Consider the following 21,353-nt stretch of genomic DNA (forward strand, 5'->3'; position numbering starts at 1 on the left):
AGACCCATGATTTGGTGCAGACATTTGTGAGCCCACTGTGGTTGAGGCATCCTCCGTCCGCTTTCCGAAACGAACAGATCAGGCTTTTTCGGACACGGCGCTCTTTGCTCTCCAAAATTCGAAAAGGAACAACCGATCGAATATGCCCGTGCCTGAGCGAAGCGCGGAAACACCGATCAGAAGTGCCCCCCAGATGGCAATTGTCAGGAACTGGCTAAAATTCATCAAGTTGAACGCGGAGGAGATCAACTGCAAGAGCAGCAACGCAGCAAACAACCCTGATACTTTTCCGGAGCCGCCATATGGATTGATGCCTCCCAGAACCGCCGCCAGGATGCTGATGAGAAGGAAGCTTTCACCATACGACGCGTTGGCAGAATTGAATCGGGCCATCATTACAAGCCCGCCGCATCCTGCAAGCGCGCCCGATAAGGCATAGGTCATAAGCAAAACTCGTTTGACATGTATCCCCGAGAACAGGGCAGCTTTCTCGTTGGCGCCGACAAGGTAGACTTTCTGACCGAAGGATGATCGCCGAAGAACCACCGACACGAACACGCAAAGGACAATAAACAGCAGGAACGCAAGCGGTACGCCCAGAAAGGTTCCATTTCCAATCGCAACGATTGGATCTGGAAACCCTGACAAGACATTTCCACGCGTCAGTCCAATGGCAAGACCCTTGCAGGCGATCATGGTCCCCAGTGTGGCCAGAATGGGGGATACGCCGAAATAGGCGATGATGAAGCCGTTCAGCAGGCCTACCAGGATGGCGACGGCGAGGCCCGCGGCAACCGCGCCGACTTGCCAGGTGAGCCAAAGCACGCTTCCAGCATCGCCCCACGGAATTGTGTACTGCAATACCGATGCTATCGTCAAAGCGCAGAGATTGGCCGTTGAAATGATCGACAAATTCAGCCCGCCGGAAAGGAGCGCAAGCATCATCGCAAGAGCAAGAATGCCGAGTTCCGGGGTCTGAAAGGCTATCGACTGAAACGTTCCCACACTCAGCAGCCGATCGCCGAGGATGAGGCCAAACACCGCTAGAAGGGCAATGAAAATGGAAGCAAGCGTCACTGTCGTGGCGTTCTCTCGAACGAAACGAGATATGAGAGATCGATTGGCAGACGGCTTCATGGTGATCTCTTCCCTAGGACGCGAGTCCAGCATGCCGACGCCGCTGAGACAGTGCAGTCGCGGAGACTGCAAGCAGAATAACGCAGCCGACAAAGAACTGATTCCAATATGAGGACACACCCAGCAATATCAGTCCGTTCTGCAGTATTGCGATGAGCATGACGCCCAATACGGCGCCAAACACCGTGCCCTTGCCACCGGTCAGACTCGCACCGCCAAGAACGACAGCCGCAAGCACTTCTAGTTCCTTGCCAATGAGCGTCGTCGGCGTAACCGATTGGGCCAGTTGGGCTTGCGATATTGATGCGATCGCGGCCATGAATCCCATATAGCCGTAAACAAGGCATCTCAGGCCGAAAACATGAAAACCAAGGCGTTCGGCAGCTATCTCATTCCCCCCCATGGCACATATTTGACGACCGATGTTTGTCTTGTTGAGCAAGACCCAGGTCATAAAGAATGAGACCACTAGCAACAGCGCCTGCAAATTGATTGCATATGGAAACCCATTACTGTCGGTGAATTCGAACCACCAGATTCCTTCGCGGAAATAGGTGGGAAGGGAAGTGATATAGTCGCCGCGAGTGATATATATTAGTGATCCATAAAATATATTGAGAGTAGATATTGTCACAATAACGGATGAAATGCGAACCTTATGAATGATAGCCGCATTGAAGAGCCCACATAGTATTCCAATGCAGCAGGCGACAAAGAACACTCCGAACCATCCAATGGGATAGGTCTTGGCAATCGTGAGAGCCACATATTGGGCGACGCTGGCTATGGCAGTAAAGGAGATGTCGATCCCACCGAACACCAAGACCACAAGCAGACCGGCTGCAAGAATGCCTGCAAACGAAGTGGAGGTGAGAAGGTCGAAGAGGTTTTGCAGCGTCAGAAAACTGTCCGTCGCTGCCGTGAGGAACATGGACAATATGACGACAACCGCAAGCAGCCAAAATTCGTGACTTCGTGTCCAGCGTTGAATTGTCTTAGGCATAAATATCCTCTTGCAGAGTTCTCTCGGTCGACGAAAGCGGATGGACTTCGCTGACGAGCCTGCCTTGCCGCATGACCAGGACACGATGGGTGTGGTAGAAGACCTCTTGGGCCTCGTCGGAGATGAGCAGTACCCCGACGCCTTCTGCCGCCAATCGGTGCACTATCTCATAGATTCCGTCCTTGGCCTTGATGTCCACGCCGACGGTTGGGCTATCGAGTATCAGTATGCGGGGTTTGGTGGCCATCCACTTGCCCAACACCACCCGTTGCTGGTTGCCTCCTGACAGAGTTCCGACGGGATTTTCGAGGTCGGACACTTTCGTGTTCAGGCGAACGATCCAATCACCGGCTGCAGCCACACGTTTGGCGGGGTCGATCAGGCCGAATTTGCCGGCCAAGCTGTCGAGGACCGTCGCGAGGATGTTCACAGAAATGGGCTGCCCCAGCGCCAGGCCAAGCAACAACCTATCTTCGGGGACATAAGCCACGCCGCTGGCTATTGCCACACGATTGGAGCTGGCTATCAGCGGCTTCCCGGAGACTTCAATCGTGCCGCGGGAGGGCGGATTCATACCGAAGATGCTGAGTGCGAGTTCCGTCCGTCCCGAGCCCAAAAGCCCGGTTAGGCCGACGATTTCTCCTTTGCGAATGTCGAAGCTGATATCCTCGTAGTGGCCTGGCCGAGTCAGGTTTCGAACCGCCAGCACAACCTCCGCAGCTTCGCCTGCGGGCTGCGGAGGCGCATAGTCGAACTCATGACCGGTCATCAAGGTCTCGAGCCGCCGCGAAGTGATTTCGCTGGCATCAAAGGTCCCCACTTTGCCGCCGTCTCGCAGAACCGTCACGCGCTCGGCTATCTCCATTACTTCATCGAGACGGTGGGATACGAACACCGTGCAAATGTCTCTGCTCTTAAGGTCTTTGACGACACTCAGCAGAGCATCCACCTCATGCCGGGTCAACGAGGCGGTGGGCTCGTCCATGATGACCAGCTTTGCGTCGGCGGCCATGGCACGGCAAATCGCAACCAGTTGCCGGTTTGCGATAGAGAGGTCCGACACCATCGTCTCCAGGTCGAGATTGACGTTGATGCGAGCCATCGCTTTCGCCGCAATGTCACTTATGCGGTTCCAATTCGCGAGCCGAGGCAAGCCCATGTGGCTGCCGATGGCGATGTTCTCAGCCACGGATAGGTTGGGAAAGAGGGAGAGATCCTGATAGATGACCTGGATGCCACTCTTAGTGGAATGAATGGGGTCCAAACGAGAATGTTCGCGACCCTCCAGAACGATGCGACCACCCGGATCGGGCGCCTGCACGCCAGCAATAATCTTGATCAGGGTGGATTTGCCCGAACCATTTTCGCCAACAAGACAGTGCACTTCACCGGCCTTCAGCGACAGATCGACATTTCGAAGAGCACTCACTCCGCCGAAATGCTTGGAGATATGGGTCAATTCAAGGAATACGGTCAAAGTGGGTTTTACCCTTAGTCGCTGGCATCGGTCCTCTGCAGGCGGGCCAGGCCCGCCTGCGTTATTTCCTCTAGAGACCCTGGGCGATCAGGCCATCCACGGTTTCTTTGTTGATGTGGGTGATCTTGTCGACCTTGATGAGCTTACCGGGAACATCGACCGTAGCCTTGCCGAGACCGGGAACATCCATCCCGTCCTCGATTTTCGTTCCGTCGAGGACCAATCTGGCCACGGCAACCATCGCAAAGCCAGCTTCTGTTGGGTTCCACATGAAACCTTCCCGAATGACGCCATCCATGATCAGGTCCTTGGCCTGTGACGGCAGCACCGTGCCTATGACGGCAACCCGCTTGCTCAAGTGCTTTTCCTTCACGGCGTTGCCGGCGGCGATCGGACCGTTCGAGCCAAACGCGAGAATACCCTTGAGCTTCGGATAGGCCTTCAGCACGTCGATGGTCGTGCGGTAGGCGCTGTCGATTTCGTCGGCGCCAGGGAAGCGATCGGCCACCAGCTTCATCTTGGGATAATGTGCCTTTTGATAGGCGATGGCCGCGTCGGCCCACTTGTTGTGCAGCGGAGTAGTCAGGGTGCCGACATAGACGACATAATCCCCTTCCTCGCCCATTTCCTTGGCGAGACTCTGCATTTGGACTTCGCCGAACTTGGTCGAGTCAATGAGTTCGACGTCCCAGTCGCGGCCCTCCTGTTCCGGCCCTTCGTGTACAATAACCTTGATGCCTGCTGCCTGAGCCCGCTTGAGCACAGGCTCGCACGCCTTGACGTCTAGGGGCACAAGGCCGATCACATCCACCTTCCTGGCGATCAGGTCCTCCAGCAGCTTGACCTGCTGAGCCGGATCGATGTTTGCCGGACCGGTCATGGAAACGTCGATGTTGAATTGCTTTCCGGCCTCCTGTAGGCCGTGCTCAAGGGCACCGAAGTACGGAATGCCGGCAATCTTAACGACAGTTACCATGACTGGGTTGGCCGCCATCGCGAGGTTTGGCGTGGCAACCAGCAATGCCACGCCTGCGGCCAAAGTAAGCTTCAAAATGTCACGACGTTTCATACTCTCCTCCTGTGAGCGTTGTAGATTCTAGATTTTCGGAATTGCGTCCGCGGCCGTCGCCGCCAGCTGTCGCCTCAGAAGCCGTAGCGTGTCGCCAAGCCGCGCAAATACGGCAGCCCCTGATCGAGTACAGCGCTAGCGTTGGGCGCGGCCGGCCGCCACATGCAGAGTGCCGCGGCAAGCTGTGGCGGTACCGAGACAAAGCTTTCAATGACAAGATCGCCATCGAATCCGGTGTCACGCAATGTCCGGAAGATCAGCTCCCAATCTACGGTTCCGGTGCCTGGGACACCGCGATGACTTTCGGAAAGGTGAATATAGGGAGAGCGTCCCGCGGCCCGGCGCAGGCCGTCGTCGAAACCATTCTCCTCTACGTTCATGTGATAGGTGTCGAGGTGGACGAAGGTATTCGGTTCATCGATTTGCTCAAGCAGCCATATTCCTTGCGCGGCCGTATTGAGGATGTGGGTGTCGAAGCGTGTGCAAGGCTCGACACCGAACGTCATGCCGAGTTCAGCAGCGCGCCGGGCTACCGGCTTCAGTGCCCGAACTACCGCTTCGTACTCGCGATTTGTGGGGGGAACACCGGTCTTGTAGCCGAGCGCCGAGTAGGTGACGCCAGTCAGCATGGAGCACCCAATGTGGTGAGCGGCGTCGAGAACTTGAAACAGATATTTCGTACAGGCCTCCGGAGCCAGATGCGCCATCTTGTCTTCGGGCAGGCAAAGCGACGCAGTTGCCTGAAGACCATGATCTCGGATTATCGACTTTGCGTGGTCCAGATCGATTTTGGCCGGCTCGAACAAAGGGATCTCGATTATTTCCAGCCCGTATCGCGCCGCCTCAGGGATCGCGGCGTTGGCCGCCTCGGTCGTCCACTCGGGCGCCCATAGACTGAAGTGCATTCCAAACTTTGTCATTGCATTTATCCTCCCGTAATCCGCTGCAGAGCCAACAAGAACGTAGACCCAGACAGCGCGACATCGGCACATGCCCTCTTCGCGACGTTTATTCGCCGCTGATCATTAAGGGGATGGTTAGCGGAAAATTCTCAAACGTCAACACAAATATCTATTCGGAAACACATTTGCGCAACAATCTGACGGCGTACCCACGCCATGAAATCGCCACTTCCGTCCTATTTTGTATGATAGGCGCGGAAAAGCGTCGAACACAAATATCTTTCTTGAAATACATTTGACTAGGCGATATATGGTCTAACGGCTATGGGGACGCGACCCCGCCAAATCCCATCGGAGGTCAGAATGCCCAAGGAAATCCACATCGACCCCAAGACGTTCAAGGTGCGCAGCGCGCTGAATGCGCCACCAATTCCCATCCACGCGTACGATGAGAACATCGAGGCGGAACGTGCCCGCTATGGGGATGAAGGATTGCTACAAATACTGCGCGATATGATGATCATACGCGAATTCGAGACGATTTTGGCTTCGCTAAAGGCAAAGGGGGCATATTGCGGCATTGAGTTTAACTACAAAGGGCCGGCTCACCTTTCGATCGGGCAAGAGGCTGCTGCCGTCGGAGCGGCTGCCTCACTCGAGCCGCATGACCATATTTTCGGCAGTCATCGCAGCCATGGCGAGTTCATCGCCAAGGGCCTTTCGGCGATCCGAAAGCTCCCCGACGATGCCATGCGTCTCATCATGGAGAGCCATGAGCGTGGTGCGCTTCTCAGGACCGTGGAGACCTCTCTGCAGGGTCCGAAAGGAATCGAGACCGCGGAGAATTTTCTATTGCTCGGCCTGCTTGCAGAGATATTCATGCGCTCAACCGGTTTCAACCGGGGCATGGGCGGGTCAATGCATGCCTTTTTCCCCCCCTTTGGAACTTATCCGAACAATGCGATTGTCGGCGCGTCTGCCGGAATAGCCACGGGGGCCGCATTGCGAAAGAAGCTTGCGGGGGCCAGCGGCATCACTGTGGCCAACGCGGGCGATGGCTCTACTGGCTGCGGGCCGGTCTGGGAAGCGATGAATTTCGCCGCCATGGCACAATTCGACACGCTGTGGGCGGATGCTTTCAAAGGTGGTTTGCCGGTCCTGTTTTTCTTCAACAACAACTTTTATGCGATGGGCGGTCAGACCATCGGTGAAACAATGGGATGGGACCGCCTGTCTCGCATAGGGCTGGCGGTCAACCAGCAAGCCATACACGCGGAAACCGTCGACGGAACAAATCCGCTCGCCGTTGCTGACGCCGTTGCACGCAAGCGCGAGCTTTTGGTCCAGGGCCGCGGGCCAGCCTTGCTGGACGTCGAATGTTACCGCAGCTCGGGTCATTCAACGACAGATATCAACTCTTATCGGACGAAGGACGAGATGCAGGCATGGGAACAGCATGATCCTATCATTCTGTTCTCCAATCGCCTTCAGGAGGCCGGGATTGTGACCGCTGGCCAGGTCGCCGAACTGCGCGAACAGACGACGGATCGCATGCGCTCGATTACTGCGATCGCGGTCGATCCGGCTCTCACTCCTCCCGTAGATATTCATGCAGATCCAACGCTGATCGGCAAGCTCATGTTCTCGAACACCAACATAGAGCTGCCCTCGCAAGAAGTTTCGCTCCTGAAGCCTGTCGACGCGGTGAGCCGGGTGCGTCAGGACGCGAAGAAAAGTCGATACGGCTTTGCCGAGGACGGAGCCAAGCTGTCGCCAATGCGGGCGATCACATTGCGCGACGCGTTGTTCGAGACCGTCTTGCACCACATGACGCACGACGACAGTCTTGTCGCCTATGGGGAAGAATGCCGAGAATGGGGTGGCGCATTCGGCGTTTACCGGGGGCTTGCCGAAATCCTACCGCATGATCGGTTGTTCAATTCACCGATCTCTGAAGCTGCGATCGTTGCGACGGCGGTCGGCTTTGCGCTCGAGGGCGGCCGCGCGCTGGTCGAACTGATGTATGGCGACTTCCTAGGCCGGGCGGGCGACGAAGTCTTCAATCAGATGGCAAAATGGCAATCAATGTCCGGGGGTCAGCTGAAGGTTCCCGTCGTTTTGCGTTGCTCGATCGGTTCGAAGTACGGCGCCCAGCATAGTCAAGACTGGACGGCATTATGCGCCCATATTCCGGGCCTCAAAGTTGTCTATCCGGCAACGCCGTACGATGCGAAAGGGCTGTTGGCTTCCGCATTGTCAGGCAACGATCCGGTGGTTTTCTTTGAAAGCCAGCGCCTCTACGACACCGTGGAACAGTTCCGCAACGAAGGCGTGCCGACCGGCTACTACCAACTTCCCATAGGTGAACCCGACTGTAAGCGCGCTGGAGAAGACGTCACAATTCTAACGGTTGGACCTTCGCTTTACTCCGCGCTCGCTGCTGCTGAAGAACTCGAAAGCACCTTCGGCATCTCGGCCGAAGTGATTGATGCGCGTTCGCTTGTTCCATTTAACTATGAACCCGTGCTCGCCTCGATAAGGAAAACCGGACGCATCGTACTGGTATCCGAGGCCTCGGAGCGCGGCAGCTTCCTGATGACGCTCGCCGCAAACATTACGCGCTTCGGCTATGAAACTCTCCACGCCGCGCCTCGTGTAATCGGTTCTCCGAATTGGATAGTGCCCGGCGCTGAGATGGAATCAACCTACTTCCCCCAGAAAGATGATATCCTTGATGTCATCACCAGCGAGTTGTTTCCCGGCCAGCGCAGCAACCGCCGCAGCATACGTGACTGGGACGATCGGGAACTTGCCCGTCTCGGTCTGTGAACCAACACATTTTGAGCGAGGAACACATATGGATACCCCGATCCTCATGCCGAATCTCGGAAACGAAATCGACGAGGCCCAGATCGACGAGTGGTTCAAGACGGAAGGCGACATGGTCACCGAAGGTGAACAAATCGTCTTGATCACGACACCCAAGGTCACCATGGAAATCGAAGCCCCAGCGACAGGCATTCTGAAGAAAATCCTGGTTCCCGCAGACGAGCTTGCGGCAGTGGGCACCACGCTTGGGATCATCGAGACGTGACAAACGCGACCGAAAACTTACGGCTCCCGGTCTTTCGCCTGGGGGGTTCGGGGCCGAACCTTCTGCTTCTCCACGGGTTCGGAGCTGACCGAATGACCTGGATAGCCAATCAGGACGCGCTCATGCAGTCGTATGCGGTTTTTAGCTGCGACCTGCCTGCGCATGGCGATCAACCGCCTGGCCGGACTGGCATGAAAATCTCGGAGATCGCCGACGAGCTGATTGACGCACTCGCACGACGGAACGATCGCTTTGTCGTGGTGGGGCATTCACTGGGCGGCGCAATCGCCATCGAACTGGCAGCCCGCCGACCGGATTTGGTCGCCGGCCTGGGCCTAATCGCACCGGCGGGTCTGGGCAAAGAGGTCGATCGAGATTTTCTGAGCGAACTGCCTGAACTTAGCCAACTGGACCCTGCGTTGGCGCTACTTCAGCGATTGGTCTCGCGCCCGCGCCTGATAACGCCACCGATCGCTCACCGGCTCCTCAATCACCTAGAACGACCTGGCGTTCGTGCCGCTCTCAGAGCCCTAGCTTCGGAGTTGAGCCATGTCGAGACCTCGATTGAACCCAATGTGGTCTCCATAGCCTTCAGCAGAATTCCGCGGATCGTTATTTGGGGAGAGGACGACAGGATAAATCCGATCGACCGTCGGAAACTGTCGAGGTTCAACGCTCAAGTGCTGACTTTGCCGGATACAGGGCATCTTCCTCACGTTGAGACAAGTAGAGCCGTAAGCCGGTATCTTTGTGAATTCCTGAAGAGTGCCGCATTGGAATTGGGGGGATGAGGTCATGATCGTTGTCTGCGGTGATGCCTTGATTGACTTCATGCCGGTCGCGCTCCCGGAAGGTGGCAGCGGCTACATCCCTGTCTGTGGTGGATCCTGCTGCAACATCGCGACCGCGATTGGCAGGTTGGGCGGGAAAGTCGGATTCATGGGAGGGCTGTCCGAGGATTTTTTTGGCGCCATGCTGCTTCAGCAGTTCAACGAAGCGGGGACTGATCTTCGCTACGCAGCTCGCCTGCCTTTCGACACGACGCTGGCCTTTGTACGTCTGGGAAGCGACGAGCCTGAGTACGCGTTCTATGACAGCGACAGTGCGGCAAGGCACTGGACGCTGAAACAGGCACCAGCCTTGGGGAGCGAGGTTGACGTCCTGCACATCGGTTCCGTCACGTTGATTCACCCCCCTGTCTCAAGCGCTTGCGAGTCGCTGTTCGAAGACGAACAGGGTAAGCGCGTGCTATCAATCGATCCAAACTGCCGGCCCAGTCTGGCGCAGGATCCAGAGGCATATCGCCAGCGTCTCAATCGCCTCTGCGGTATGGCTGACATCGTAAAGCTATCGGTGACGGATCTCGAGTTCATGCAGCCGGGTGTCAGGCCGCATTCGGCAGCGGAGAGTTGGCTTGCAAACCAGGCCAAGATCGTCCTCGTCAGCCGGGGTGCGGTGGGCGCAACGGTTTATCTTGGGGGTGGCAGAGTCGTTGAAGTTCCAGCACGCCCTGCAAGGGTTGTTGATACCGTGGGAGCCGGAGACGCACTCATTGCAGGCTTTCTTACCCATCTGCAGCAGAGCGGCGACTTGAATCGCAATAGCATCGGTGCCTTGACGGATGACCGGGCTCGCAAAGCTCTCGAGTTTGCCGCACATGTTGCAAGTCTCGCCTGCGAGCATCGCGGAAGTGACCCGCCGTGGCGCAGAGAAATCAGCCTGGCTGGATACGACGAAGGCAGTTAAACGGGACCGGATGAGACGCCAAGCACCGCAAGCTATTGCGGAGGCTAGCCGTGCCAGTTAAGGGTGAAACGCCACGTCTAGAGATGCTTTATTCGAATATCCGTGAATGGATTTGGACGCCGTTCTTATCGTGGGCGCAACGTTTATCCAAATTGGTAGGATGATGGGCTGCCGATAATTTTCGGAGGGGCGGATTGGATGACTAAACTGACAAGGATGCCCCACACCAGCTTGCTGGACGCTGAAAGCCTCAGGTTGAAAGCAGCTTTTCTTTATTATAATCAGAAGCTTACGCAAAACGAAGTCGCCGCGAAACTTGGTGTCAGCCGCAGCACAATCGTTAAGCTCCTCGACGAGGCGCTGAAGCGGGGCGAAATCCAGATCTGGGTGAAGCAGGCCGCAAGCGAGTTGGAGTTGGCATCCGAGCTGGAAGCCGCGCTCAATCTAGATGAAGTGATCGTCACGCCGCCGGCGAAAGATGTCGACGGAACAGCCCGGGCCGTCGGGCAAGCGCTGGGTCAATTTCTTTCCGACACCATTCCCAGCAATGCCACGATCGGGGTTGGCTGGGGACGAACACTCAGTGGCGCGCTTTCGAGTTTTCGCCCGCTGCGACGCGAAGGAGTAAAAATTGTGTCTCTGCTTGGAGGTACGGTGGAAGCCCAGCATGAAAACCCGATCGATTTCACCTGGCAGCTCGCCAATCAACTCGGGGCGCAATGTTTTCTTTTGATGGCGCCGCTGCTGGTTGACTCTGCCGACACCAAGGAACGCCTAATCGAAAAGTGCGGCTTGAATCGGATCATGAAGCTGTCCGCCGATCTGGACATTGCACTGGTGAGCGTCGGTGATATCGGCATCCATTCAACATCGCTGTCGGTCGCATCCCTTGCGCCAGAGGAGTTGGAAACGCTCATCGGCAAGGGGGCAATGTGCGATGTTCTCTGCAATTTCCTGGATCGAGACGGCCGCACGGTGGACCATCCGGTAAACGATCGGGTGATGTCGGTTGATCTCGATACAGTGAGACGCGCACGGCACGTGGTTATCGCATCGGGGGGAGAACAACGAGCCGCCGCAATCTTGGCAGCTATCAGGCGAATAGGCTGCAATACTTTGGTGACTGATGAAAGCGCTGCGCGTCAAATGCTCAGCTTGCTCAGAAGTCCGAGGGCTGATTAATAACTTCCATCACCGTTTTTTCCAGTTCTCTGTCAACAACGACGGCTGGGCCGAATCGCTCCAAATCCACCATGACGGCGTGACCGACTATCTGGGCTTCCGGATGGCCGAGCTGCCGAGGTCCGTGCGCTGGATTCCCGCACGCCGGACCAGAACGCACTGGGCCTGCCGCTGCCGTGCGCCTCGGGATCGAGGGTTATCTTAAGGAGAAACAGGAAAGCAATGTCCCTACTTTGGCGCCGGGCGAGATCTGGTCCGCGGCCTGTAAGTCCGGCAGCCTCTCGGCCGACGTGGCCCAAACACTGAACGACAAGATGGATGCGTGCTTCGATCGCAAAGGTGTCAAAGTGGTTCGGCGCTCCGCGCGCCTGAAAAGCGACTTTCTGGAGCAGGACTCAACGAGCCGGAACGCACTTTTCCTAAATGTTCATGTGGACCTTAGAGCTGTCGTCGGCTTGGGCGTGTGTAAGGATCCGTTGGCCCTCACCGTCGAAGATGTGGCATCTCGCGGGTGGAGGCGTCAGGAAAATAGTGTCACCAGCGCGGAACGAACGCTCGCCCACGCCCCGAACAATAAGTGTACCGACACTGGCTACATCAACGTAAAGAAACGTGTCACTGCCAAGTTGTTCTTCGAGCGAGACAACACCGCGCCAAAACCCGGCATTGGCGGAATACGCGATATGCTCCGGTCGAACACCGAGCAGTGATGGTGCCTTTCCTGCTGGGGTTGCTCTCAGTTTCTCAATGGCGAGATGGTTTCCATCGCCGAAAAAAAGGCCGGTCTCGTCCGTCGTGACGACATCGACAAAGTTCATTCTCGGCGAACCGATGAAGCTTGCGACAAAGGTGTTTGCCGGGCGATCATAGATTTCCAGCGGCGTTGCAAATTGCTCAACACGGCCGTGGTTCAAGACCACTATCTTGTCGGCCATCGTCATAGCTTCAACTTGATCGTGCGTGACATAGATCATCGTAGTTTTCAATGTTTTGCGCAGCTTGAAAAGCTCAAGCCGCATTTGTACGCGCAAGGCTGCGTCGAGATTAGACAAGGGCTCGTCGAAAAGGAACGCGGTCGGATTGCGAACGATGGCACGACCGATTGCGACGCGCTGGCGCTGGCCCCCCGAAAGTTCACGCGGTTTTCGATCAAGATAGTCAGAAAGTGCCAGGATGCGTGCGGCATCCGCGACCTTTGTGTGGATGACGTCTTTTGATTCGCCGGCGATTTTGAGGCCAAACGCAATATTGTCACGCACGCTGATATGGGGAAATAGCGCGTAAGATTGAAACACCATTGCCAGCTTGCGCTCGGATGGCCGGACGTGGCTCACATCCCGTCCGTCAATATAGATGGCGCCTTCACTGAGATCCTCCAGGCCAGTAATCACGCGCAACAGCGTTGACTTGCCGCAGCCGGACGGCCCCACAAAGACGGCGAATTGACCATCCTCTATATCGAGGCTGACATGGTCGATAGCTGTGTAGTCGCCGAAGCGTTTTACAGCGCGATCAATCGTGATCTGGCCCATGAAATCTCCTCTAATGCGATCAGTCTTTGACCGCGCCCATCGTGAGGCCCGATACGATGTGCCTTTGCATGAGCAGGGTGAAGATGATCGGCGGAATTGCCTGAATTACCGAAGACGCCGCGATCATCTCCCAAAAAGTCATGCTGTTGGTGACGAAGGACGAGATAACGACCGGAAACGTCTTTGCGGCGCGAGTTGTCAGAAACAGGGCCAAGAGCAGCTCGTTCCATGCAAAAATGAACACGAAGGTAGCCACTGTCGCGATGCCGCTACGGGTTAGCGGAAGGGCTACCTTGGTGAAAATCTGCGCCCAGGAGCATCCCTCGAGCATGGCTGCTTCAATCGTCTCGCGCGGCACGCGCCGGAAGAACGACATGCTGACCCACACGGCAAAGGGAATATTGAAACCGGCATAGACGACTATCAGGGCCCACACGGTGTCGAGCAAGCCTATGGTGTTGAAGATTATATAGAGCGGCACCCCGGCCGCGATCGGCGGCATCATACGAGTGGACAGGATCCAGTCTGCCAGGAACTCGCGGCCGCGAAACTTGAAATTCACCAAACCAAACGCAGCGGGCAACGACAGCACCATGCACAGGAGCGTCGCACCAAGGGTGACGATGATGGAATTGACGAGAAAGACCCAATTCTGCGAAAGCAGCTTCGTATAGTTGTCGACGTAAGTGAAATCGGGAATCCATCGCGGCGGCAGAGAGAATATGCCTTCTATGCTCTTGAAGCTGGCCAGGAACATCCAGGCCATGGGCGCTACGAAGGCCACAGCCACGAGAATGCCGGCAGGCAGCGCGAGCCGGTGTGGATGCGTGCCCCTATTCACCTTCAGCCCTCCTGAGATAGCCGGCAGCGAAGGTCGTGATGACGATGCTCATGGCCAGGATGACAACTGCCGCGGCCGATCCGTAACCGATTTGAAAATATTGATAGTCCTGCTTGTAGGCAAAGAGCGTAACGACTTCAGTCGACGCGCCAGGCCCACCACGGGTGGTGACATAGACAATGTCGAAAAAACGAAGGTTGTCGATGACACGCAGGATAACGCCAACCAGCACGACACTTTTGATGGCGGGGATCTCGATGGCCCTGGCAACGTGCCACCATCTTGCCCCTTCAACCTCTGCGGCCTCGTAATGTTCGGTCGGGATCGACATCAGCCCGGCCAGCATCAGCAGCATCATGAACGGTGTCCATTGCCAGCTATTGATCAGACTGATGGTAAAGAGAGCAAAAGTCTGATCGCTGAGCCAACCTGGCGGCGGCAGCCCTGCCCCCTTGATCAGGTAGTTGGCGATACCCAAAGTCGGATTAAGAATGTAGGAGAAGATCAACCCAATGCAGATTGGAGTGATCATCATCGGCAAGATCGAGAGGGAGCGGAGAATGCCGCCAGCTCGGCTGAATCTCAGCGCGAAGAAGATCTTTGCAGCGAGGAACCCGAAGATTATCTCGATGACGATAGATATGCCGGTGATAATTCCTATGTTTAGGCAAGCGTGAAGGAAGAGGGAATCGGTAAGAAGATTAGCATAGTTGTCGAAGCCGACAAAAACCTTTCTGTCCATCCGCGTCAGCTTCACTTGATATAGGCTGAGGTAGAGCGAATAGAGGAAAGGGAAAACTGTCAGCAAGAAAAGATAGGCCACGGCCGGCGTTAGAAAGATCAAACGCTCGCGGCTTTCGCGGTCCCATTGGCTCTTCGGTCGGGAGCCCGGGATACTGTCGACCACGCTAAATCTCATCGCTCGGTTCGTCTCATTCTGTACACTTTACGGCGGCCGAACGCCGGCATTCGAGATTGAAGGGCTGCGGAGCGGGCGGTAGGATGACGACCGCCCGCGTGGACGGAACGCTATTTGATGTAGCCTGCATCTTTGAGCAGCTTGGTGACATCACCGTTCGCTTTGTCCATCGCCTCTTGTGCGGTCGCTTCGCCGATGATGGCGCGATTGACCTGGAGGCCGATCGCGTCAATCATCTCGAAAGTCAGCGCGTGACGCGGGCGGCCTTCCATCCAAGCCTTTTTTGCGGCCTCGTAGAGCGTGGGCACCCAAGGCTGAGCTTTCTGGACCTCGGGGTCCTGGAAGGCAGAGTGGCGGGACGGCGGCGCTCCGGCCAGCACTGCTGCCTTGTGAACTTCGGGGCTGGCGTACCAGCGCATGAAGTCCCAAGCCGCCTCCTTGCGCGTGCTGTACTTGTTCAAGCACATGATCCAACCGCCGACTGGGGGGATGGACTCCTTGCCTTCGGCGTGGGGCATCATCGCGACGTCCCACTTGCCGGCGACCTTGGATATTTTGGGGTCATTAAGCCCCGGCGTTTGCACGGACCAGGCGTTGATCATTGCAACATTGCCCTGTGCGAACGCATTGTAACGCTCATCCCAGGCAAACTGCTCCACGCCCGGCGGTCCATACGCCACCATGTCTTTCATGAACTGCACAATCGACACGGATTCCGACGAGTTCAGCAGCGGCGTCTGGTCCGCGTAAGCAGCGGGCGAGCCCGGAAAGTTGCTCACCCAGGGCTTGCCACCGGCGGAATAGACCCATTCAAAATACTGCTGACCGGCCGCGGCGCCTCTCTGGTCGTTCATGGCGTAGCCCGTGACGCCAGGAAAGTCCTTGTTGTTGGTGAAGAACTTTGCGTCCTCCATTGTCTCCTTGAGAGTGGTCGGTGGCTTCAGCCCAGCTTTGTCGAAGAGGTCCTTGCGGTAGTGAACCATCTGCCAATAGGCTGCGACTGGCAGGCACAGCTTTTTATCTCCCCACATCGCCTGACCGGCGAAGGACTCGACATAATCGTCCCAGGCAATGATCTTGGGATCCGTGTCGCTCCAGATGTCCTGCACCGGATCGATGCAGCCGGCGTCTGCGAATTCACCAAGCCAGATGCCATCGATGAAGAGAACATCGTACTGGCTGTCTTTTTGCGAGCACGCGAGAATTTCCTTCTGGTGCAGCGGATCGTAGCCGAACCCGTCGGTAGTGACCTTGGCACCCGTGAGAGCCTCGAATTGGGGCGACATTTTCCGGACCGCATCGATGAATGGGTCCTGGATCGACATGATGTTCACGGCCTCGCCGTCATGCTTGCTCAGGATCGACCCCCAGTCCGTTTGGGCCAGTCCTGGCGAGGCGGCGAGCGAAATGGCAGCAGCGGACGCAACCAACAAGATTTTCTTCATGCGAACCCTCCCAGCGAGCGCGATGAGACCACGCTCTGCGAACGGCGCTCCCGCGTTCAGACAGAGTTCCCCTGCGCAGCTTCGCCACGTCAGGTGGACGGCAAGACAATCAGAACCGGTCCGGATCAACGCATGCGACCCAGTTGTCGAACATCACCTCCACGAAGGCTTTCAGGCAGTTCAGTCCTTAACATACACCACAAGGCTAACACAAATAGATATTAAAAAATACATTTGTTGCCGGCTAGGCTTTCAGATTTTATGGGGAATTTTTCAAAAACGGGCATGGGCAATATTGCCTGCACACACATTTGTGAAACAATCATTCAATTGTAAATTCCTTTGACTCCTGTGCATTTCGCATGGACGGCACGGCTGAGCCCTGCAGAAAGCCGCCGAGTAGTCCCCGCGAGCGGGTACCGGTCTTGGATAGCAAGCGTATGATCGTCAGCTGATGGCGCTGCCATCGGCGGGATCAAAGAAATGGGTCTTCAACCAATCCCATTTGACTGAGAGTTGCGTTCCCGGCTTCGGCCGCACATGCGCTTCGAGCTTGGCAGTGAATTTCGACTGCCCAATCCTGCCGATCGCCAAGGTGTGCGGCCCCAAAGGTTCGATCGCATCGACGATGAAACCTTCGGCGCCGCCTTGGCCTTCGGAACTGTCATCGGGACGAATGCCAAAAATCACCGTCTGGCCAGCAAACCGGGCAAGACTTGACCTGGCGACAAGTTCCGGCAGCTCTCGAAGAGAACCGTCGGGAAGTTTGAGCGCCAACGAGCCCGACGCCATGGCCACTTCCACTTCGAGAAAATTCATGCTTGGCGTGCCGATGAAACCGGCAACGAACAGGTTGGCAGGGCGCTCGTAGAGTTCAATCGGATCACTCGCCTGCTCGACCCGACCGCCATTCATCAAGACGACGCGGTCGGCCATGGTCATGGCTTCGACCTGATCGTGTGTGACATAGATCGCCGTCGCCCCGAGTCGCCGCTGCAACTGCTTGATCTCCGTGCGCATGTCGACGCGGAGTTTGGCGTCAAGGTTCGAAAGTGGCTCATCGAATAGAAAAACCTCTGGATTGCGGACGATGGCGCGGCCGATCGCGACCCGCTGCCGCTGGCCGCCGGAAAGGTGCCGAGGCTTGCGCTCGAGGTAGGGCGTCAGCCCAAGCAGTTCGCTTGCCTCTGTCACGCGGCGACGTATGCTTTCAGGATTTTCGCGCCGAACCTTCATTCCATAGGCGATATTGTCGTAGGTCGACATATGCGGATAGAGCGCATAATTCTGGAACACCATGGCGCAGTTGCGCAGGCCAGGCCGAACGTCGGTCACATCGCGGCCGGCGATGGTGATACGGCCAGAACTTCCCTGTTCGAGCCCCGCGATCATCCGCAATGTTGTCGTTTTGCCGCATCCCGATGGTCCAACCAGCACGACGAACTCGCCCTTGTCTATTCTGAGGTCCAGCGGTGGTATGACTTGGAGGCTGCCAAACGATTTGGCGACGCCTTCCAGCGTGACATGAGACATGCTTGAGATCTCCTCGGGAGAGGCCGGGCGGCGTTCCGCCCGGCATGTCCGTTTTCACTTGAGTGGCGGCAGTCCCATCGACGCGCGATAGGCCGCAAGTTGCTTGTCCTTACCGAATTCCTCCGTCAGGCTGTCCCATTCGGCTGCAACCGCATCCAAGGCTGCCTGTGGCTCAACTTGACCGGCAAGCGCCTTCGAAAGCTCGATTTCCAGCGCTTCGGTATAGTTGAAGAAGCCTGGCAGGCGCAGATCGAAGGTCACATTCTTGGCGTCGAGAGAACCTTTTATCGCACCCAGGTAAGATACGGCTTCAGGCCTGGAGAAGATCGACAGCCAATTCTCGACATTGCTCATGTGGCTGAGGCGGTAGGGATTGACGCCGGTGCCGGCCGTGACGATGGCCTTGCCTGAAGTCTCGATGCTGGTGACTTCCTGGACGTAGTTCCAGGCCGCCTCCATATGCGCCGACGAGGTCGGAACACCGAGCTGCCAGCCACCAAATGCCAGGAAAGGCGAGGCGACTGGCTCGGGGAATTCGTCCCAAGCGCTCTTCTTGATGTTCCAGATCTTCGCCGAAGCGGGCAGGACCGACGCGCGGACGTTGCCGATGATGCGTGATTCCTTCTTGTCAGCGCCAAGAATCCCTGAATCGCCCCAGTCGATGTTCATTGCCACTTTGCCGCCGGAATAGAGCGGGCGGATCTCGCTCGAGCCATTGTTGAGCGAGCCGGGCGGATTGAAATCCAATCCCTTCTTGTAGTCTTCCAGCGCCTTTACCCAGCCCGGATTATTGATCTCGGCCTTCATCGTTTCGGGATCGAAGAACATCGATCCCGGCACGTTAGGGTTGTTCGTGTAGCTCGCAGCGTGGCTGAAGAAAAACCAGAATTGCTGCCCGCCGCGCTTATAGGCCTCGGCGGTGCCGAAAAGCCCCTTGTCGGGACGAGTGAAGAAGGCTGCAATGTCGTAATATTGGTCCCAGGTCTTCGGAGGGGCGAGATCATAGCCGTATTTCGCCTTGAAGGTTTTTTGCTCCTCAGGATTTTCGAAGAGATCGCCGCGGTATTGCAGCGTGTGCATGTCGCCATCCATCTGGGCAGCCTTGACCTTGCCGTTCCAGATCATCAGCCGCTCTTTGTAGGCTGGGTGAATGTCGGCCCAGTACTCGCCCTGTTGCATGTTCGCCGGCATATCCGAAAGGAAATCGGCCATGTCCGGCAGCCAGGCTGGCGTAAAGGCCATAACGTCGAAATCGCCGGTGCTACTTTGCAGCGCGGTGATATATTTTGGGAACAGTTCGCCGAATGGGAACTCGACGACATTCACTTTGCCGCAGGTCTTCTTCGACCAATTGTCGCTGGCGGTCTTCAGGGCTGACGCCACGAACGGACCCGTCTGCACGCCGACACTCAAGGTCACACCAGTGTAGTCCGGTTCGCAAGCAAGCGCGGGGGTTGCGGCTGACACCATGAGCGCGCCGACCAATGTTGCGAGTTTGTGTACCATGCCAGTTCTCCTCCTTTGAAACACGAAGCTATTTGATTGAACCTGCGAGCAACCCGGACCGCATCATGCGGCCGAGCAGAGCCGCGACGAACATCATCGGAACGATCGAGATGAGTGTGGCCGCCGATATTGCCCACCATTCGTCTCCGCGACTGGATACCTGTCCGGCGAGAACCACGGGCAGCGTTTGCCACCGAGACGTGGTGAGCAGCAGAGCAAAGAGAAACTCGTTCCAGATGAAGGCCAGCACGATCATGAAAGTGGCCAACATCCCAGGTCGGACCATCGGCAGCACGATCTCGAAGAAGATCCGCCAGCGCGGCACGTCGTCCACGAGCGCCGCCTCCTCGACCTCCAAGGGCACGCTTTTGAAGAAGTCGATCATCAGCCAGACGGCCAACGGCAGGCCAAAGGCCGTGTAAGCAAGGACCAAACCCAGATAGCTGTCGAGAAGACGCACGCCCTGTTTGTTCAGCTCTGCGTAGAAGAGGAAGAGCGCAAAGGCCGAGACGACCGGCGGAAACATGCGCTGAGAGACGAACCAGAAGGTGATATCCTTGTTGCCGAGCTGCGGGCCAGGCAATCGAAGCCTGTTGAGGACAATGCAAGTCGGAAGCGCGGCCAGCATCGACAGACTGAGCGATTGCGGCGCCGGCAGGCGCCACACTTCGTTCAAGAGTATGAAGCCGCCGATGGCAATTGCGGCGAAGGCGATAGCGGCGGCAAGCTTAATACGGTATTCGAAACGGCTGAGCCCATAAGCGGCCATCGAGCCGAAGAAGACCGCAAGGGCAGTCGCCGAGAGGCCGACGGCCGTCGAGTGCCAAAAGCCCCTGAAAAAGTCACCGCGCTCACCCGCCACGATTTCGCGGAATGTCGAAAACGTAGGATTGAAGTCGATCCACGGCAAGTAGGTTGGGCCACCATTCACGTCTGTTGGTGCCTTGAAGGCGGTGACCCCGACCCACCAGAATGGCGCCGCGACGAATAGCGCCCAGACGAGGCAGGCTAGGAAGGCGACCCAGCGGAGCAAGCGGCCTTCATTCATGTGCGCTTCTCCATCAACGGCCGTGCGAGCGCCAGATACACAATTCCGAACAGAGTGATGACCATCAGGAAGAGAAAGCTCAGCGCCGAGGCCTGCCCGAGGTTGAACTTCTTGAAGCCCTCATTGTAGGCGAAGAGCGTCAGCGTCTCGGTGGAGGTGCCCGGACCTCCGCCGGTGAGCACAAAGACCGTGTCGATGATCTTCAAACCTTCGATGATGCGGATGAAGACGACCGCCACGGAGAGCGGCAGCAGCATCGGAAAAGTGATGCTCCAGAAGCGCTGCCAAGGCGACGCGTTCTCGATGGCGGCCGCTTCGAACACTTCCCGCGGCAGGCCCTGCAGGCCGGCGAGCATCAGCAGTGTGACAAGTGGCGTCCACTGCCAGATTTCAACGATGGCGATCACCGCAATCGCCCAGTTCGCCTGCGTCAGAAAAGGCAGGTTCGGAAAGCCGAGAAATGTCGCGAACTCGTTAAGAGGACCAAGTGTTGGGCTGAATATCATCCGTGCGACAAGCGCCACCGCAACGGGCGCCATGAACATCGGAAAAAGGAAAAGCGGTCGGTAAAGCCGCTCACCAGGTACGTTACTGTGCAATGAAAGTGCCAGGGCAAGGCCAACACAATATTGAACGGCCACCGAGATCAGAACGATGATACTCGTTGTTGCTATAGCGCCCCAGAAGCGTGCTGAGGCAAGCAGCCCCAGATAATTTTCAAGGCCGACGAAGCGCGCCGGTAAAGGGGGCGTTAGGCGCATGGACTGAAAACTGACGGTCAGCGCATATATCAGCGGGAAAATGCTGACAGCCAGCACGATGAGGAATGCCGGCCAGACAAAGAGATATTTTATGCGTTCGTCACGCAAACCTTCCTCCCCCCTCGTCATTCAGCTGCTGCCAACTGTTGTGAACGGAA

At 56.8% G+C, this 21,353-nt stretch carries 18 protein-coding genes; 5 read left to right on the forward strand and 13 right to left on the reverse strand.

Features of this window, described 5'->3' with window-relative positions; translation table 11 throughout:
- Positions 1 to 78: 78 nt before the first annotated feature.
- The 5 genes from EN861_RS28095 to EN861_RS28115 form a co-directional block, all read right to left on the reverse strand.
- Positions 79 to 1,137, reverse strand: coding sequence for an ABC transporter permease (locus EN861_RS28095; protein ID WP_135867040.1), 1,059 nt, complete (start codon positions 1,135 to 1,137; stop codon positions 79 to 81).
- A 13-nt stretch (positions 1,138 to 1,150) separates the two neighbouring features.
- A complete protein-coding gene (locus EN861_RS28100) occupies positions 1,151 to 2,140 on the reverse strand; it encodes an ABC transporter permease (protein WP_135867042.1) in 990 nt (329 codons plus the stop codon).
- Positions 2,133 to 3,617: a sugar ABC transporter ATP-binding protein gene (locus EN861_RS28105; RefSeq protein ID WP_135867044.1), complete on the reverse strand. Its 1,485-nt coding sequence runs from the start codon at positions 3,615 to 3,617 to the stop codon at positions 2,133 to 2,135. The genes EN861_RS28100 and EN861_RS28105 overlap by 8 nt, the downstream gene beginning before the upstream one ends.
- A gap of 70 nt (positions 3,618 to 3,687) precedes the next feature.
- Entirely contained in the window at positions 3,688 to 4,686 is a 999-nt protein-coding gene (locus EN861_RS28110; RefSeq protein WP_135867046.1) for a substrate-binding domain-containing protein, read from the reverse strand.
- A gap of 74 nt (positions 4,687 to 4,760) precedes the next feature.
- Positions 4,761 to 5,606 carry a sugar phosphate isomerase/epimerase gene (locus EN861_RS28115; protein ID WP_135867048.1) on the reverse strand — a complete coding sequence of 282 codons (846 nt, stop codon included), beginning with the start codon at positions 5,604 to 5,606 and terminating at the stop codon, positions 4,761 to 4,763.
- Between the two features lie 345 nt (positions 5,607 to 5,951).
- On the opposite strand from EN861_RS28115, the gene EN861_RS28120 reads away from it, so the two are divergent.
- The 5 genes from EN861_RS28120 (at position 5,952) to EN861_RS28140 (ending at position 11,610) form a co-directional block, all read left to right on the forward strand.
- Positions 5,952 to 8,417, forward strand: a complete 2,466-nt coding sequence (locus EN861_RS28120) for an alpha-ketoacid dehydrogenase subunit alpha/beta (protein ID WP_135867051.1) — start codon at positions 5,952 to 5,954, stop codon at positions 8,415 to 8,417.
- 28 nt (positions 8,418 to 8,445) lie between these two features.
- Entirely contained in the window at positions 8,446 to 8,682 is a 237-nt protein-coding gene (locus tag EN861_RS28125; RefSeq protein WP_135867053.1) for a lipoyl domain-containing protein, read from the forward strand.
- The gene (locus tag EN861_RS28130; RefSeq protein WP_135867055.1) at positions 8,679 to 9,473 is read left to right on the forward strand and encodes an alpha/beta fold hydrolase; all 795 of its coding nucleotides are present in this window, start codon (positions 8,679 to 8,681) and stop codon (positions 9,471 to 9,473) included. The genes EN861_RS28125 and EN861_RS28130 overlap by 4 nt, the downstream gene beginning before the upstream one ends.
- A 4-nt stretch (positions 9,474 to 9,477) precedes the next feature.
- Positions 9,478 to 10,428: a carbohydrate kinase gene (locus EN861_RS28135; RefSeq protein ID WP_135867057.1), complete on the forward strand. Its 951-nt coding sequence runs from the start codon at positions 9,478 to 9,480 to the stop codon at positions 10,426 to 10,428.
- A gap of 198 nt (positions 10,429 to 10,626) precedes the next feature.
- Positions 10,627 to 11,610, forward strand: a complete 984-nt coding sequence (locus tag EN861_RS28140; RefSeq protein WP_135867059.1) for a sugar-binding transcriptional regulator — start codon at positions 10,627 to 10,629, stop codon at positions 11,608 to 11,610.
- Between the two features lie 419 nt (positions 11,611 to 12,029).
- On the opposite strand, the gene ugpC (EN861_RS28145) is transcribed toward EN861_RS28140, so the two are convergent.
- The 8 genes from ugpC (EN861_RS28145) to EN861_RS28180 form a co-directional block, all read right to left on the reverse strand.
- Positions 12,030 to 13,142, reverse strand: a complete 1,113-nt coding sequence (gene ugpC / locus EN861_RS28145) for a sn-glycerol-3-phosphate ABC transporter ATP-binding protein UgpC (RefSeq protein WP_135867061.1) — start codon at positions 13,140 to 13,142, stop codon at positions 12,030 to 12,032.
- 19 nt (positions 13,143 to 13,161) lie between these two features.
- Positions 13,162 to 13,983, reverse strand: coding sequence for a carbohydrate ABC transporter permease (locus tag EN861_RS28150; RefSeq protein WP_135867064.1), 822 nt, complete (start codon positions 13,981 to 13,983; stop codon positions 13,162 to 13,164).
- On the reverse strand, positions 13,976 to 14,890 hold the full coding sequence (locus EN861_RS28155; protein WP_189343757.1) for a sugar ABC transporter permease: 915 nt from the start codon (positions 14,888 to 14,890) through the stop codon (positions 13,976 to 13,978). The genes EN861_RS28150 and EN861_RS28155 overlap by 8 nt, the downstream gene beginning before the upstream one ends.
- Positions 14,891 to 15,012: 122 nt before the next feature.
- On the reverse strand, positions 15,013 to 16,347 hold the full coding sequence (locus tag EN861_RS28160) for an extracellular solute-binding protein (protein WP_135867068.1): 1,335 nt from the start codon (positions 16,345 to 16,347) through the stop codon (positions 15,013 to 15,015).
- Between the two features lie 447 nt (positions 16,348 to 16,794).
- On the reverse strand, positions 16,795 to 17,880 hold the full coding sequence (gene ugpC / locus EN861_RS28165; protein ID WP_135867070.1) for a sn-glycerol-3-phosphate ABC transporter ATP-binding protein UgpC: 1,086 nt from the start codon (positions 17,878 to 17,880) through the stop codon (positions 16,795 to 16,797).
- Between the two features lie 54 nt (positions 17,881 to 17,934).
- Positions 17,935 to 19,386 carry an extracellular solute-binding protein gene (locus tag EN861_RS28170; RefSeq protein ID WP_135867072.1) on the reverse strand — a complete coding sequence of 484 codons (1,452 nt, stop codon included), beginning with the start codon at positions 19,384 to 19,386 and terminating at the stop codon, positions 17,935 to 17,937.
- A gap of 28 nt (positions 19,387 to 19,414) precedes the next feature.
- Positions 19,415 to 20,434: a carbohydrate ABC transporter permease gene (locus EN861_RS28175; protein ID WP_135867074.1), complete on the reverse strand. Its 1,020-nt coding sequence runs from the start codon at positions 20,432 to 20,434 to the stop codon at positions 19,415 to 19,417.
- Complete coding sequence (locus EN861_RS28180; RefSeq protein ID WP_245512126.1) at positions 20,431 to 21,303, reverse strand: sugar ABC transporter permease; 873 nt, start codon at positions 21,301 to 21,303, stop codon at positions 20,431 to 20,433. Before EN861_RS28180 ends, EN861_RS28175 begins: the two co-directional genes overlap by 4 nt.
- Positions 21,304 to 21,353: the final 50 nt, after the last annotated feature.

Source organism: Mesorhizobium sp. M8A.F.Ca.ET.218.01.1.1, from assembly GCF_004791165.1.
In the GTDB taxonomy this organism is placed as follows: domain Bacteria; phylum Pseudomonadota; class Alphaproteobacteria; order Rhizobiales; family Rhizobiaceae; genus Mesorhizobium.

What these genes read in the sequence shown, in the direction of transcription:
- ugpC (WP_135867070.1), bottom strand. Translation starts at nt 17,880, where the DNA reads ATGTCTCATGTCACGCTGGAAGGCGTCGCCAAATCGTTTGGCAGCCTC.
- EN861_RS28170 (WP_135867072.1), bottom strand. Translation starts at nt 19,386, where the DNA reads ATGGTACACAAACTCGCAACATTGGTCGGCGCGCTCATGGTGTCAGCC.
- EN861_RS28175 (WP_135867074.1), bottom strand. Translation starts at nt 20,434, where the DNA reads ATGAATGAAGGCCGCTTGCTCCGCTGGGTCGCCTTCCTAGCCTGCCTC.
- EN861_RS28115 (WP_135867048.1), bottom strand. Translation starts at nt 5,606, where the DNA reads ATGACAAAGTTTGGAATGCACTTCAGTCTATGGGCGCCCGAGTGGACG.
- EN861_RS28100 (WP_135867042.1), bottom strand. Translation starts at nt 2,140, where the DNA reads ATGCCTAAGACAATTCAACGCTGGACACGAAGTCACGAATTTTGGCTG.
- EN861_RS28140 (WP_135867059.1), top strand. Translation starts at nt 10,627, where the DNA reads ATGACTAAACTGACAAGGATGCCCCACACCAGCTTGCTGGACGCTGAA.
- EN861_RS28120 (WP_135867051.1), top strand. Translation starts at nt 5,952, where the DNA reads ATGCCCAAGGAAATCCACATCGACCCCAAGACGTTCAAGGTGCGCAGC.
- ugpC (WP_135867061.1), bottom strand. Translation starts at nt 13,142, where the DNA reads ATGGGCCAGATCACGATTGATCGCGCTGTAAAACGCTTCGGCGACTAC.
- EN861_RS28125 (WP_135867053.1), top strand. Translation starts at nt 8,446, where the DNA reads ATGGATACCCCGATCCTCATGCCGAATCTCGGAAACGAAATCGACGAG.
- EN861_RS28160 (WP_135867068.1), bottom strand. Translation starts at nt 16,347, where the DNA reads ATGAAGAAAATCTTGTTGGTTGCGTCCGCTGCTGCCATTTCGCTCGCC.
- EN861_RS28095 (WP_135867040.1), bottom strand. Translation starts at nt 1,137, where the DNA reads ATGAAGCCGTCTGCCAATCGATCTCTCATATCTCGTTTCGTTCGAGAG.
- EN861_RS28135 (WP_135867057.1), top strand. Translation starts at nt 9,478, where the DNA reads ATGATCGTTGTCTGCGGTGATGCCTTGATTGACTTCATGCCGGTCGCG.
- EN861_RS28110 (WP_135867046.1), bottom strand. Translation starts at nt 4,686, where the DNA reads ATGAAACGTCGTGACATTTTGAAGCTTACTTTGGCCGCAGGCGTGGCA.